Below are 13,351 nucleotides of genomic sequence, written 5' to 3' on the forward strand. Positions count from 1 at the left end.
GCGCGCGATGGATTCGAACGATCTGGAGAAGGAGCGAGGAATCACCATCCTGGCGAAGTGCACGTCGGTCGACTGGCACGGCACGCGGATCAACATCGTCGACACGCCCGGCCACGCCGATTTCGGCGGCGAGGTGGAGCGGATCCTGTCGATGGTCGATGGCGTGATCCTGCTGGTCGACTCGTCGGAAGGCGCGATGCCGCAGACCAAGTTCGTGACTGGCAAGGCGCTGGCGCTGGGCCTCAGGCCCATCGTCGTCGTCAACAAGATCGACCGCTCGGACGCGCGCGTGCAGGAAGTGCTCGACGAAGTATTCGACCTGTTCGTGAGCCTTGAGGCGAGCGACGAGCAGCTCGACTTTCCAGTGCTCTACGCGTCGGGCCGCAACGGCTATGCGTCGGAAGACCCGGACGCGCGCGAAGGCACGCTGGCGCCGCTGTTCGAGAAGATCGTCGAGCATGTGCCGGCGCCCAGCGTCGACGACGACGCGCCATTCAGCTTCCTGGTGACGCTGCTCGACCGCGACAACTTTCTCGGCCGCATCCTGACCGGGCGGGTTAACGCCGGCACGGTGAAGCTGAACCAGCCGATCCATGCGCTGGACGCCGACGGCAATGTGATCGAGACCGGCCGCGCGTCGAAGCTCATGACGTTCCGCGGGCTTGAGCGCGTGCCGGTGGAAGAGGCGAAGGCCGGCGACATCATCAGCATCGCGGGCATGACGGTCGCGACCGTCGCGAACACGATCGCCGATACGTCCGTCACCACGCCGATCAAGGCGCAGCCGATCGATCCGCCGACGCTCAGCATGCGCTTTGCGGTGAACGATTCGCCGATGGCCGGTCGCGAAGGGACCAAGGTCACCAGCCGCATGATCCGCGACCGGCTGTTCCGCGAGGCGGAATCGAACGTCGCGATCCGCGTCACCGAAGCCGCCGACAAGGACAGCTTCGAAGTCGCCGGCCGCGGCGAGCTGCAGCTCGGCGTGCTGATCGAGACGATGCGCCGCGAGGGCTTCGAGCTCGGCATCAGCCGACCGCGCGTGCTATTCCGCGACGGCCCCAATGGCCGCGAGGAGCCGTACGAGACGGTCGTGATCGACGTCGACGACGAATATTCGGGCACCGTCGTCGAGAAGATGTCGATCCGCAAGGCCGAGCTGACCGACATGCGTCCGTCGGGCGGCGGCAAGACCCGCATCACCTTCTCGGCGCCCTCTCGCGGGCTGATCGGCTATCATGGCGAGTTCCTGTCGGACACCCGCGGCACCGGCATCATGAACCGGCTGTTCGAGAAATATGGGCCCTACAAGGGCGTGATCGAGGGCCGGAAGAACGGCGTGCTGATCTCCAACGGCGCCGGCGAGGCGAACGCCTATGCGCTGAACGCGCTGGAAGAGCGCGGCATCCTGATGGTCGCGCCGGGCGATCCGCTCTACGAAGGCATCATCATCGGCGAGAACGCCAAGCCGGACGACCTCGAGGTCAATCCGATGAAGGCGAAGCAGCTGACCAACTTCCGCGCTTCGGGCGGCAAGGACGATGCGATCCGCCTCACCCCGCCCCGCCGCCTGACGCTGGAACAGGCGATCGCCTATATCGACGACGACGAGCTGGTCGAGGTGACGCCGAAGAGCATCCGCCTGCGCAAGCGCCACCTCGACCCGCACGAGCGCAAGCGGGCGAAGCGGGTGATGGAGGCGGCCTGACCGCCTCGCGCCCGGTCTATCGGCGCTCGCTCAGATAATAGCGGTCCGTCGCCGCCAGCCCCTCGTCCAGCTCATAGACGATCGGCTGGCCGGTCGGGATCTCGAGTTCGGTGATTTCCGAATCCGGAATGTGCGACAGATGCTTGACCAGCGCACGGAGCGAATTGCCGTGGGCGGAGATCAGCACCCGCTGGCCTGACCGCAGCGCCGGCGCAATCTCGGCCTCCCAATAGGGCAGCACGCGGGCGATCGTGTCTTTCAGGCTTTCGGTTTGCGGAACCGGGACGCCGGCGTAGCGGCGGTCGTTCGACAGGTCGAACGGGCTGCCCGTTTCCATCGCCGGCGGCGGCGTGTCGAAGCTGCGGCGCCAGATCTTGACCTGCGCATCGCCATGCTTCGCCGCCGTCTCCGCCTTATCGAGCCCGGTCAGCCCGCCATAATGGCGCTCGTTCAGCCGCCAATGCTTGTCGACGGGCAGCCACAGCCGCCCCATCGCTTCCAGCGCAATGTTCAGCGTCTTGATTGCGCGCGTCTGGTAGCTGGTGAAGCAGCGGTCGAAATCGAGGCCTTTCGCCGCCATCAGCTCGCCCGCGGCCTTCGCTTCGGCGGCGCCCTTTTCGGTCAGGTCGACGTCCCACCAGCCGGTGAAGCGGTTTTCGAGGTTCCAGGCCGACTGGCCATGGCGGATCAGCACGAGCGTGGGCATTATTTCTCCTGATTGGGCCCGGTAAGGGTTCAGAGGGCGTCGATCATCGCCGCGAGATTGTCGAGGCAGTCATGGGCGAGGCGCTTGCAGCGCTCGGGCGACCAGCCGAATTCGGGGTCCGGATTGTCCGCGTGATCCTTGAACGGCATCTCCAAGGTCATCGACACCGCGCCGTAGCGCTCCGCCAGCTGGGTCGTCGACATCGACATGTTCGCCTTGCCGGGCGCCGCGATCTCGTAGCCCTTGGCGACCTGGAAGTCGGGCGAGCGCTCGGCAAGGGTGTCGCGGAAGCGAGTGTAAAGCGCGCCCTTGTCCTCGCTGTAGGAGGGGATGCCTTCAAAGCCGGCGATGAAATTGGCCGGGATCGCCTCGTCGCCATGCACGTCCATCGCGAAGTCGACGCCGGTCGCGTCCATCGCGTCGCGGACCGCCAGCACTTCGGGGCTGCGCTCCTCGGTCGGCGCGTGCCATTCGCGGTTCAGGTTCACGCCGGCGGCGTTGGTGCGGAGATGACCGCGGAAGCTGCCGTCCGGGTTCATGTTGGGCACGACGTGCAGCGTGGCCTTCGCGCGGAGCGCCTTGGCGGTCGTATCGTCCGGATCGGTCAGCTTTTCGAGCGCGCCTTCCATCCACCATTCGGCCATCGTCTCGCCGGGGTGCTGGCGGGCGTAGAGCCAGACCTGCTTCGGCCCCTCGCCCATCGTCAGCATATCAAGCGGGCGGCCGTCGAGCGTGCGGGTCAGCTCGCGCTGGCAGACGCCGGGCTGCGCCGCCATCCGCGTGACCAGCGCGTAATGCCGCTCCATCGAATAGGGTGCGAAATAGGCGACCCACAGCGCATTGGTCTCAGGGCGGACATGGATCGTCAGCGTCTGGCCGTCGAAATCGGTATCGGCCTGGCGCCAGGTCTCGCGATCCTCCGAGACGCGCGCGCGATAGTCCGGCCAGCCGAGCGGATAGGCCGAGCCGCCGACGTTCGTGATCCGAAGCGTGATGTCGCGTCCCGCCGCATTGCCGACGCGGAAGTGGAACCATTGGTAGAAATCGGAGCCGTGATCGGTCTCGATCTCCAGATCGGCCTCATGGCCGTCGATGTTCAGGACGCGGATGTTGCCGCTGTCGAAAGCGCTGGTGATGCTGAAGGTCATGGCACGCTGATAGTGCGGCCCGACTGGCCCGGAAAGTCCCTGAACAGCGCATTTGCGAGCCGCCCGGCCAAGGCTGCCGAGTCGCGCTCCGGCGCCTCGCCACGCGCGCGGCCCTCCCAGACCACGGTCTGGTCGGAGCGGCGCTTCAGCTGGACCGACAGCTCGGCGCCGACCCACAGTCCGCCGCGGCGGCCGCCCAGGCCGAAGCTGATCCCGCCGCCGACGCCGCTGTGCCAGCCGCCGGTCGACCCGCCGATGCCGACCGAGACCGGCGAACCGCCGCCGACCCGCTCGCGCGCGGCGGTGCGGACGTCGACTACTGCGACGTACAGGCTCTGGCCGACGCCATCGACCTGTGCGAAGCCGAGCCGGTTCAGTTCGTTCGCCACCGCGTTCGCATAGATGTCGAATTCCATGCCGGGCCGCGCACCCGGTTCCGGCTCGATCGCGACGGTGCCGCGCTCGTTGACCTCGCCCAAGTGGAAGCGCGTGACCTCGACCGGCGGCGACGGCGTGGCGCAGGCGCCGAGCGCGAGCAGCGATGCCAGAAGGAAGAAGCGGGGGCGGACCATGGCGGGACTGTCCTTTCAAGCCTTTCGGCACATAAACGTATCGAAAGCGTAATTAGCTGCACGCGTCCGGGTCCTTGACCTTCGCACCGCTGTCGACTAGGCGGGCGCCTCGCTTTTCAGCCCAGATTCGAGCCAGGCTTAGACAATGAAGATTCGTAACTCGCTCAAGTCCTTGAAGGACCGGCATCGTGATAACCGGGTGATCCGCCGCCGCGGCCGCACCTACGTCATCAACAAGACCAACCGCCGCTTCAAGGCCCGCCAGGGCTGAGCGATGGCGGCTGTGCGCGGCGTCGTCTTCGACGTCGGCAACGTCCTTTTCAGCTGGGACCCACGGTTCCTTTACGAGCGCCTGATCGACGACGATCGGGCGCTTGACGCGTTTCTGCGCGATGTCGTCACCCATGACTGGCATTTCCAGCACGACGCCGGCCGGCCGTTTGCCGAAACCAGCGCGGAACTGATCGCCGAGCATCCGCAGCACGCGGCGCTGATCGCGGCCTGGGGCCCCCGCTTCAACGAGAGCCTCGGCCCCGCAGTCGACGGCATGATCCCCCTGGTCGAGGAGCTCGACGAAGCCGGCGTGCCGTTGTTCGCGATCACCAATTTCAGCGGCGAATTCTGGGGCCCGTTCAGACGGACGCAGCCGGTGTTCGACCGCTTCCGCGACGTGGTCGTCTCCGGCACCGAACGGCTGGTGAAGCCGGATGCCGCCATTTACGAGCTTGCGCTCAGGCGGTTCGGCATGCCGGCCGAGGAGCTGATCTTCATCGACGACAACGCGAAGAACGTCGCCGGAGCGGAGGCCGCGGGGATAAGGAGCCATCTGTTCCGCGACGCGGCGACGCTGCGGACCGAGCTGCAGGCCCTCGGCCTCCTGTAGTAGCGTCCCCGCGAAAGCGGGGACCCACCTTTTCTTTCCGAGCGCACTGGTGGCAGAAGGCGGTGGATTCCCGCTTTCGCGGGAATACAGGAGAGAACATGCGCCCTGCCTTCCTTGCCATTGCCCTAGCAGCCGCCCCGGCGCTCGCCGCGCCCCTCACGCCCGCGCAGATCGCAGAGATCGACCGGATCGCCGCGCAGGCCCTTAAGGAGACCGGCGTCCCCTCCGCCTCGGTCGCGGTGGTGACCGATGGCAAGCTGCAATTCGCGAAAGCCTATGGCAATCAACGCGGCGACGGTTCGGCGCCGACCGCGACTGCGGCTTATCCGATCGCATCGGTCTCGAAGCAGATCACGGCGGCGGCCGTCCTGCTGCTCGCGGAGGAAGGCAAGCTCTCGCTCGACGACAAGGTCTCGAAATATCTCCCCGAGCTGACCGACGCCGACAGGATCACGATCCGCCAGCTGCTCAGCCACACCTCCGGCTATCGCGATTTCTGGCCGCAAAATTACGCCTTCTCGGCGATGGAAAAGCCGGTCAAGCCGCAGGAGATCCTCGATCGATGGGCGAAGCTGCTGCTCGATTTCCCGCCTGGCGGCCAGTGGCAATATTCGAACACCGGCTTCGTTGCCGTCGGCCTGATCGTCGAGAAGGTGTCGGGCGAGCCGTTCATGCGCTTCCTGCAAACGCGCATTTTCCAGCCGCTGCACATGAAGGTCGGAGATGCCGACTATGATCTGAAGCCGACCGACGCGAAGCCGTTCACTCGATTTGCGCTCGGTCCTGTACGGCCCGCCAAAGCGCCGGCGGCGGGCTGGCTGTTTGCGGCGGGCCAGCTGCTGACCACGCCGGCCGAGCTTTCCAAATGGAACATCGCGCGGATCGACCGAGCGCTGCTGAAGCCGACGAGTTGGGCCGAGCAGGAGCGCGAGATCATACTGACCGACGGCAAGGGCTCCGGCTACGGCCTTGGCGTGACCGTCGACCAGGTGCGCGGCCATCCGCGCGTCCAGCATGGCGGCGCCGCGGTCGGCTATCTCGCCGACAATCGCGTCTATCCGGCGGACAAGGCGGCGGTGACGGTGTTCGTCAACGCCGATTTCGGCAACGCGCACAACGCGATCGCGGACCGGATCGAGGCCATGATCCTGGGCCAGGACCCGGACACCGCCGCCGCCCGCGCGATCTTCGACCAGCTCCGCCAGGGAAAGGCGGACCGGGCGAAGTTCACCGACAACTTCAATGCGTATCTGACGCCGCAGGTGCTGGCCGATCACCGCGCCGGCCTGATGCCGCTGGGGGAGCCGCAAAGCTTCGTCCGGCTGCGCCCGCCGCGCTTGCGCGGCGGCTTCACGTCCGAGGTCTACGAAGTGCGCTATCCCGGCCGCAAATTGACGATCAGCCTGCGCGCCGAGCCGAACGGCGGCAGGATCGAGGAATTCCTGATCTATCCGGAGGCGCAGTGACATGCGTTACTGGCTGCTGCGCTCCGAACCCGACGTTTATGGCTGGGACCATCTGGTCCGCGACGGCGCGACCGAATGGGACGGCGTGCGCAACTATACCGCGCGCAATTTCCTGAAGGAGATGCAGCCCGGCGACCGCGCCTTCTTCTACCATTCGAACACGGAAAAGGCGGCGGTCGGCATCATGGAGATCACCCGCGCCTGGAAACCGGACGGAGAGAAAGGCGACTGGGCCTCGGTCGCGGTCAAGCCGGTCGAAAAGCTGCCGCGCCCGGTCACGCTTGCCGAAATCAAGGCCGAGCCGCGTCTCGCCAAGCTCGAAATGCTCCGCCAGTCCCGCCTTTCCGTCACCCCCGTGCGCGACGAGGAATGGGCGGTGATCCAGGAGATGGCAGCCACCTGACCGGACCAGGTTCAATCCCACGGATTGACGAGAGGCACGCCAGCAGGCTCGAAGTCGCGTACATTGCGCGTCGCGACGACTGCCTCTTCTTCCAGCGCGATGGCGGCAATCTGCGCATCGGGCAAAGACATGGTGCGGCCGGAGGCAACCACCGCGGCGAGCATCGGGCCATAGCGCATTGCCGCGCCCGGACCGAAGGGGATCATCCGGCCGGCATATCGCACGCGCCACTCCTGCATCCGCGCTTCAAGGCTCCGCCGCTTGGCACCGCTCGAGAGCCGCGCCACACCGTAAGACAGCTCCGCCAGCGAGATCGAAGGCAACACGGTTTCCTCCTCGTTTAGGAGATACCATCGCTCGACAGCGGGATTTGCGACCTCTTTCATCAGCTCCGATACGACATTCGTGTCGAGCAGGATCAAAGGTCGATCCCGTGATGGGGCTGCCGGTGCTCTTCGATAGCGGCTTCGAGCTCCGCAACCGCCTGATCGTCCGCCGGCGTCATGGCGCGCACGCGCCGGAGAAAGGCTGCCGCGCTCTCCGGCTTCGGATGCTTGCGTGCATATTCTGTCAGCGCATCCTCCACGATTGCGTGGATGGGCCGCCGCTCCCGTCGCGAAAGCTCGTGCGCCAAGTCACGGGCACGAGCTGAGCGAACGGAGAGTTGCGGCGCGGTCATGCCATCAAGCTAGTGTCGTGATGGCATGATGGCAAGGTGGCCGTCGCGCTACCCCAGCTTCCCGAACTTCGCTTCGTATCCTGCCGTGTCGCCGGCCGCGAGCAGGCGGGCCTGCTCGATCCATTGATCGCGTGCGATGCGGCCCTTGAAGGCGCCGAGCTGGCCGTCGACGCGCGCGACGTCGGCGTCGCTCCACGCCGCAATTTGGTCGAAGCGGGTGACGCCCAGCCCGTTCAGCAGCGCCGCGACCTTGGGCCCGACGCCCTTCATCCGGGTGAGCTCGTCGGGCGCGCCCGCCGGGATGGGATGGATCGGCTCGACCAGCGCTTCCGGTTCAGGCTTCAGCGGCTCGACCTCGACTGGCGGCGGCACGTCGACCGGTGCGACCGCCGGGCCGGTAACCACCGGCGAGACCTCTTCGCGCTTGTCCAGCGTCTGTGCCGGCTTGTCCGCCTCGACGCGCTTGCCGCTGCCGACCAGCCACCAGAGGGCGACCAGCACCACGATCACGCCCAAGACGATGAGCACCCAATTTTCGCTCAGCCAATCCATCGTTGCGGCCCCTGTCAGAGTTGCAGGCCCACCTCTACCGGCGGGCCGAGGGAATTGGCAAACCCTGCGTCAGTACAGTCCTTCGTCGTCCATTCGCGCAGACTTTAGCAGAGCCCGGCCTCCAATGATCAGGCCGATTCCGACGAGGAACGGAAGTCCGCCGAAGATCAAGGCAAGCGGTAGTATGGGGCCGAGGTCGTTCGGCTGCCCGGTGCTCGATCCGACAAATATCAGCGTGCAGAGCCCGCTGGCACCCGCGATCAGGATGCCGATCGCGAGCAGGATTCCCCCGAACAGTCGCTTCATGCCGCTCTCCCCCCGATCCGCGCCCAGGCTTCCGCCAGCCGCCCCGCGCCCGCCGCGCCCGGGCGGTAGAAGCTGTTATAGGTGTCGAACGGGATCAGCTTTCCTTCCGGCGTCACGAAATGGACGCAGCTGCGCTTCACCGTCCCCAGGTCGAAGTTGAAGCGGTCGAGGAACTGCAGGATCACGACGCGGAAGCTGTGGGCATAGCTCAGCTGCTCGGGCACGATCGCCTGCGGCAGGCAGCAGAGCAGGCCGGCGAGCTTGTCCGACGTATCGCCTGCGCAGTGGACAGCGACAGCAGGTCGATCACTTTCTCGCGCAGCTCCGGATAGGCTTCGTAGCTGATCGTGTTCGGACCATTCAGCAACAGCTCGCGCGGAAGCAGCGCCGTCAATGGCGTGACCGTCTTACCGTCGCGCAGCCCATAGCCGATGCAGATCTGGTCCGGATTGCAGGGCAGCGGTACCATGTCGGCGGTGTCGAATACGCCCGACTCGCCGATCGCGCGGCGGATGCTGGTCAGCATAGCGCGGTTGGCGCCAGGATCGAAGCCGTCGTTGCGCCCCGCATCCTGCACCGGCTGGAACGTCACGCCGCGCACGCAGGCCCAGTCGAGCGCGTGGCGGACGATGTCGGGCACTTCGCGGTCGTTGATGCCCTGCTTCACGACGCAGACCAGCGTCGTCGCCAGGCCGACCCGCTCCAGCTGTTCGAGCGCCTGGCGCCTGATCCGGCTGAGCCGCGCGCCGCGCAGGTTCACGAGCGCATCGTCGTCGAGCGAATCGAACTGGAGATAAACCTCCAGCCGCGGCGCATAGCTGGCCAGCCGGTCGACGAACGCCGGGTCCTGCGCGATCCGAACGCCGTTGGTGTTGATCATCGCGTGCCGGATCGGCCGGCGCTTCACCGCGTCCAGGATTGCGAAGAATTCGGGATGGATGGTCGGCTCGCCGCCCGACAGCTGGACCAGGTCCGGCTCGCCTTCGGAAGCGACCAGCGCGTCGAGCATCGCCTCGATCTCGGCCAGCGGGCGGTGACTGCCGTGCACGTCCTCGGCATCGGCGAAGCAGACCGGGCAGGCGAGGTTGCAGGCGCTGTTGATCTCGACGATCGCGAGGCAGCTATGCTGCTCATGATCGGGGCAGAGCCCGCAGTCGAACGGACAGCCGGCGACGGTCTCGGTCTGGTTGAACAGCGGACGGTCGCCGGGCTTCAGCCAGTCCTTCTGCTGGCGCCAATAGGCCGCATCGTCGCTGATCAGCGTGCGGCTGGGCCCATGCTCGCGGCAGCGCTTCAGGTAAAAGACGCAATCATCCTCGATGACCACCTTGGCCGGCACCGGCCTCAGGCAGGTCTCGCACAGGCTCGTCGTCGCGCTGTGGAACAGATAGGGCGCCATCGTCCGCGCCGGGCTGGTTCCAGTAAGCGCATCCATAGGCGATCAGCCCCCCTGCGATCAGATGGAAGATGTTGAGCGGACCGATAACAGGCGGATAGGGCTTGAGCCACTCCCACAGGAAACGCTGCGCTGCATAGGCGATCACGAACGCCTGGAAGCCGTGCAGAACGGCCCAGCGCCGCCCGGCCATCAACGCTCGCCAATAGATGAACGCGAACAGCGCAATGGCGGCGCTTTCATAGAGCTGGACCGGGTGGCGGCCGATGCCGTCGCCCAGATCGATCGCCCAGGGCAGGTCTGTGGGCGTGCCGAAAGTGCCGTCGGGCAGGCCGGCGAATAGGCAACCCAGCCGGCCGACCACAATCCCGACGGCAAGCGGGGCGACGAAGCTGCCGCCGGTCGATCCATGCACGCCGGCGATCTTCTTCCAGAGCTCGACCGCGACGATGCCGCCCGCAAGCGCGCCGGCGACGCTGTGGGAGAGGGCAGGGGCCGGCCAGCGCAGGCTGTTCAGCGACCCGGCCAACCAGGCGCCGGCCAGCGCACCGATTGCGAGAGCGATGAAATAGGAAGGGCGCGTCCTGCGGGCGAGTTCCGCGTCGGGCCGCGGGCGGCGGCGATGCTGCATGACCGCCACTGCGGCGCCCGCGGTCCAGGCGAGCAGGTCGAACGCGGCGTGCGCCCAGGGCGCGGTCGGGACGGCGATCATCCGCCCCGTTCGCGCGCGACCTCCCGCCAGCCGATGTCGCGGCGGCAGAAGCCGGTCGGGAAGTCGATCCGGTCGATGGCCGTGTAGGCAGCCGATTGCGCCCAGCGGACGGTCGGTCCCTCCGCGGTGACGGCGAGCACGCGGCCGCCCGATGCGACGAGTTGTCCGTCCCGCTCCTTGGTGCCGGCCTGGAAGACGATCGTGCCGGCGGCCTCGGCCTTGTCGATGCCGTCGATCGTGCCGCCGGTTTCGGGGGTGCCGGGATAACCCTTGGCCGCCATCACAACCGTCAGCGCGATACGGCTGGAGAACCGCGGCGCTTCCTCCGCGGCGAGCCGCCCTTCGGCGCAGGCCAGCATCAGCTCCAGCAGGTCGCTTTCCAGCCGCGGCATCAGCACCTGGCATTCCGGGTCGCCGAAGCGGGCGTTGTATTCGATCAGCTTGGGCCCCGCCGCGGTCAGCATCAGCCCGGCATAGAGCACCCCGATGAACGGTGTGCCCGCCTCCGCCATCGCACGCACGGTCGGCTCGACGATCTCGCGCATCGCCTGAGCCTCCAGGGCCGGCGTCAGCACGCGCGCGGGGGAATAGGCGCCCATGCCGCCGGTGTTCGGGCCGGTATCGCCGTCGCCCACGCGCTTATGGTCCTGGGCGGAGCCGAACGGGACGACCGTCTTGCCGTCGGAAAGCGCGAACAGGCTGGCTTCCTCGCCGGTCAGGAATTCCTCGATCACCAGCGGACCGCCGGCTGCGCGGATCGCCTCTTCGGCTTCCTCGCGCGTCGTCGCGATCACCACGCCCTTGCCCGCGGCGAGGCCGTCGGCCTTGATCACCACCGGCAGCCCGAACGGGGCGAGCCTGGCGAGCCCGTCCTCCACGCCCTCGGCCCGCACATAGCCGGCGGTCGGAATGCCCGCTTGCGTGCACAGGTCCTTGGTGAAGCCCTTGGACCCTTCCAGCTGCGCCGCCGCCCTGTCCGGCCCGAACACCGGCACGCCCGCCGCGCGCAGGTCGTCGCCCAGGCCGGCAACCAGCGGCGCTTCCGGCCCGACCACGACCAGCCCGATCTGCTGCCGCCGGCAGAAGCCGACGACCGTCTCATGGTCCGTCACGTCCATCGCGACCAGTTCGGCGTGCCGCGCGATGCCGGGATTGCCGGGCGCTGCGTAAAGCTTGCCCAGCCGGGCGCTTTGCGCCAATTTCCAGGCCAGCGCATGCTCGCGCCCTCCCGAACCGATCAGCAGGACGTTCATGGCTTCAGGATTCTCCTCGGCGGATGCGGCGGACGCCCGGCTGTTAGCCGACAGCCAGCCGGGCGACAACGCGCCCGCGCTCAGCGTCTCGGAGCTCGCTTTCGCGCTGAAGCGGGTGGTCGAGGACAGCTTCGGCATGGTGCGGCTGAGGGGCGAGATCAGCGGCTACAAGCGCGCCGCCTCCGGTCATGCCTATCTGACGCTGAAGGACGACAAGGCCTGCATCGATGCCGTGATGTGGAAGACGGGCGTGGCGTCGCTCCCCTTCCGCCCCGAAGACGGCATCGAGGTGATCGCGACCGGCAAGCTCACCACCTATCCCGGCCGGTCCAAATACCAGATCGTGATCGAGCGGCTGGAGCTTGCCGGCGAAGGCGCGCTGATGCTGCTGCTCGAAACGCTGAAGGCGAAGCTGGGCGCTGAGGGCCTGTTCGAGACTGCGCGCAAGAAGAAGCTCCCCTTCCTGCCGCAGCGGATCGGCGTCGTGACGTCGCCCACGGGGGCTGTGATCCGCGACATTCTCCACCGGCTGGAGGATCGCTGCCCGACCCATGTGACCGTCTGGCCGGTACAGGTGCAGGGGCAGGGCGCGGCCGAGCAGGTGGCGGCGGCGATCGCCGGCTTCTGCCGGATGCCCGACGGGCAGCGCCCCGACCTCGTCATCGTCGCGCGTGGCGGCGGCTCGATCGAGGATCTCTGGGCCTTCAACGAGGAAGCCGTGGTGCGTGCGGTCGCGGCCTGCACGATCCCGATCATCTCCGCCGTGGGCCACGAAACCGACACCACGCTGTGCGACTATGCCGCGGACGTGCGCGCGCCGACACCCACCGCCGCCGCCGAGATGGCGGTGCCGGTCCGGGCGGAGCTGCGCGCCTATGTCCGCGATCAGCGCGCGCGGATGGAGCGCTGCGCCCGCCGCTACCATGAACGCGCCGGCGAGCGGCTGCATGCGTTGACGCGGCTGCTGCCGACCCCCGCGTCGCTGCTCGATCCACAGCGGCAGCGCGTCGACGACTATGCCGAGCGGCTGCGGCGCGGGCTCGGCCGCCGCGTCGCCGATGCGCGCGGCGAGCTGGCGCGGGCGAGCGGCGCGCTTCGCCCGACGCTGCTGCGCACCCGGCTCGACCGCTGCGCCGACCGGCTGCAGGCGGTCTGGCGGCTCGCCCAGTCGGTCAATCCGGAAAATCTGCTCGCCCGCGGCTATGCCTGGGTGGAAGGGAAGGGCGGGCAGGTCGTGACCAGCGCCGCCGCCGCGCGGGCCGCCGTCGCACTCAGCCTGCACTTCGCCGATGGCACGGTTGACGCGCGGGTGGAGCGCGCCCCATCTGGGCCGAAGCGCGAGGCGCCGCCGCCCAGCCAGCCCTCGCTGTTGTAAGAAGGTGTTTGCGACATGCTGATGTTCAACCGCAGCCAGCCGGCCCGGCTCCATTATATGGCCAATGGCTATCGCGTGCTGTCTCAGGGCGACCATGTCGTCTGCGCGGTGTCGGGCGAGAAGATCCCGCTCGATGCGCTGCGCTACTGGTCCAACGCCCGGCAGGAAGCCTATGCCACGGCGGAGATCGCA

At 67.5% G+C, this 13,351-nt stretch carries 18 protein-coding genes; 7 read left to right on the forward strand and 11 right to left on the reverse strand.

From position 1 onward, the window contains the following. On the forward strand, nt 1–1,708 hold a 1,708-nt coding region (gene typA, locus VFT73_RS10840), incomplete at its 5' end, for a translational GTPase TypA (protein ID WP_326410873.1). A 16-nt stretch (nt 1,709–1,724) separates the two neighbouring features. Here the strand turns inward: typA and gpmA are convergent. From gpmA to VFT73_RS10855, 3 genes are read right to left on the reverse strand one after another with little or no spacing between them, the layout of a single operon-like run. Beyond that, nucleotides 1,725–2,414, reverse strand: coding sequence for a 2,3-diphosphoglycerate-dependent phosphoglycerate mutase (gene gpmA, locus VFT73_RS10845; RefSeq protein ID WP_326410875.1), 690 nt, complete (start codon nt 2,412–2,414; stop codon nt 1,725–1,727). 29 nt (nt 2,415–2,443) lie between these two features. Then, nucleotides 2,444–3,562 (reverse strand): M14 family metallopeptidase, encoded by a 1,119-nt coding sequence (locus VFT73_RS10850; RefSeq protein WP_326410877.1) that lies wholly within the window; start codon nt 3,560–3,562, stop codon nt 2,444–2,446. After that, a complete protein-coding gene (locus tag VFT73_RS10855; protein ID WP_326410879.1) occupies nt 3,559–4,134 on the reverse strand; it encodes a DUF4136 domain-containing protein in 576 nt (191 codons plus the stop codon). The genes VFT73_RS10850 and VFT73_RS10855 overlap by 4 nt, the downstream gene beginning before the upstream one ends. Nucleotides 4,135–4,279: 145 nt before the next feature. On the opposite strand from VFT73_RS10855, the gene ykgO reads away from it, so the two are divergent. From ykgO to VFT73_RS10875, 4 genes are all read left to right on the forward strand, one after another. Continuing rightward, nucleotides 4,280–4,405 (forward strand): type B 50S ribosomal protein L36, encoded by a 126-nt coding sequence (gene ykgO, locus VFT73_RS10860; RefSeq protein WP_003046794.1) that lies wholly within the window; start codon nt 4,280–4,282, stop codon nt 4,403–4,405. 3 nt (nt 4,406–4,408) lie between these two features. Continuing rightward, nucleotides 4,409–5,017, forward strand: coding sequence for an HAD family phosphatase (locus VFT73_RS10865; protein ID WP_326410881.1), 609 nt, complete (start codon nt 4,409–4,411; stop codon nt 5,015–5,017). A 98-nt stretch (nt 5,018–5,115) separates the two neighbouring features. Continuing rightward, complete coding sequence (locus tag VFT73_RS10870; protein ID WP_326410883.1) at nt 5,116–6,483, forward strand: serine hydrolase domain-containing protein; 1,368 nt, start codon at nt 5,116–5,118, stop codon at nt 6,481–6,483. 1 nt (nt 6,484) lies between these two features. Next, on the forward strand, nt 6,485–6,886 hold the full coding sequence (locus VFT73_RS10875; protein WP_326410885.1) for an EVE domain-containing protein: 402 nt from the start codon (nt 6,485–6,487) through the stop codon (nt 6,884–6,886). An 11-nt stretch (nt 6,887–6,897) separates the two neighbouring features. Here VFT73_RS10875 and VFT73_RS10880 read toward each other — a convergent pair whose 3' ends face one another. From VFT73_RS10880 to purD, 8 genes are all read right to left on the reverse strand, one after another. Then, nucleotides 6,898–7,308, reverse strand: a complete 411-nt coding sequence (locus VFT73_RS10880; protein WP_326410887.1) for a type II toxin-antitoxin system VapC family toxin — start codon at nt 7,306–7,308, stop codon at nt 6,898–6,900. Next, nucleotides 7,305–7,565, reverse strand: coding sequence for a hypothetical protein (locus VFT73_RS10885; protein WP_326410890.1), 261 nt, complete (start codon nt 7,563–7,565; stop codon nt 7,305–7,307). The genes VFT73_RS10880 and VFT73_RS10885 overlap by 4 nt, the downstream gene beginning before the upstream one ends. A gap of 48 nt (nt 7,566–7,613) precedes the next feature. Beyond that, nucleotides 7,614–8,117 carry a hypothetical protein gene (locus VFT73_RS10890; protein WP_326410892.1) on the reverse strand — a complete coding sequence of 168 codons (504 nt, stop codon included), beginning with the start codon at nt 8,115–8,117 and terminating at the stop codon, nt 7,614–7,616. Nucleotides 8,118–8,186: 69 nt separating this feature from the next. Continuing rightward, nucleotides 8,187–8,423: a hypothetical protein gene (locus VFT73_RS10895; protein ID WP_326410894.1), complete on the reverse strand. Its 237-nt coding sequence runs from the start codon at nt 8,421–8,423 to the stop codon at nt 8,187–8,189. Beyond that, nucleotides 8,420–8,647, reverse strand: a complete 228-nt coding sequence (locus VFT73_RS10900) for a hypothetical protein (RefSeq protein WP_326410896.1) — start codon at nt 8,645–8,647, stop codon at nt 8,420–8,422. Before VFT73_RS10900 ends, VFT73_RS10895 begins: the two co-directional genes overlap by 4 nt. After that, nucleotides 8,632–9,822, reverse strand: coding sequence for a radical SAM protein (locus tag VFT73_RS10905; RefSeq protein WP_326410904.1), 1,191 nt, complete (start codon nt 9,820–9,822; stop codon nt 8,632–8,634). The genes VFT73_RS10900 and VFT73_RS10905 overlap by 16 nt, the downstream gene beginning before the upstream one ends. After that, on the reverse strand, nt 9,734–10,531 hold the full coding sequence (locus VFT73_RS10910) for a prolipoprotein diacylglyceryl transferase (RefSeq protein WP_326410898.1): 798 nt from the start codon (nt 10,529–10,531) through the stop codon (nt 9,734–9,736). The genes VFT73_RS10905 and VFT73_RS10910 overlap by 89 nt, the downstream gene beginning before the upstream one ends. Then, nucleotides 10,528–11,784, reverse strand: coding sequence for a phosphoribosylamine--glycine ligase (gene purD / locus VFT73_RS10915; RefSeq protein WP_326410900.1), 1,257 nt, complete (start codon nt 11,782–11,784; stop codon nt 10,528–10,530). The genes VFT73_RS10910 and purD overlap by 4 nt, the downstream gene beginning before the upstream one ends. Here purD and xseA point away from each other — a divergent pair. Then, the gene (gene xseA, locus VFT73_RS10920; protein ID WP_326410902.1) at nt 11,783–13,159 is read left to right on the forward strand and encodes an exodeoxyribonuclease VII large subunit; all 1,377 of its coding nucleotides are present in this window, start codon (nt 11,783–11,785) and stop codon (nt 13,157–13,159) included. The genes purD and xseA overlap by 2 nt on opposite strands. A gap of 15 nt (nt 13,160–13,174) precedes the next feature. Beyond that, nucleotides 13,175–13,351: DUF2093 domain-containing protein (locus tag VFT73_RS10925; RefSeq protein WP_326410906.1), on the forward strand; the 177-nt coding region annotated here is incomplete at its 3' end.

The organism is Sphingomonas sp. (genome assembly GCF_035758555.1).
GTDB lineage: Bacteria > Pseudomonadota > Alphaproteobacteria > Sphingomonadales > Sphingomonadaceae > Sphingomonas_B.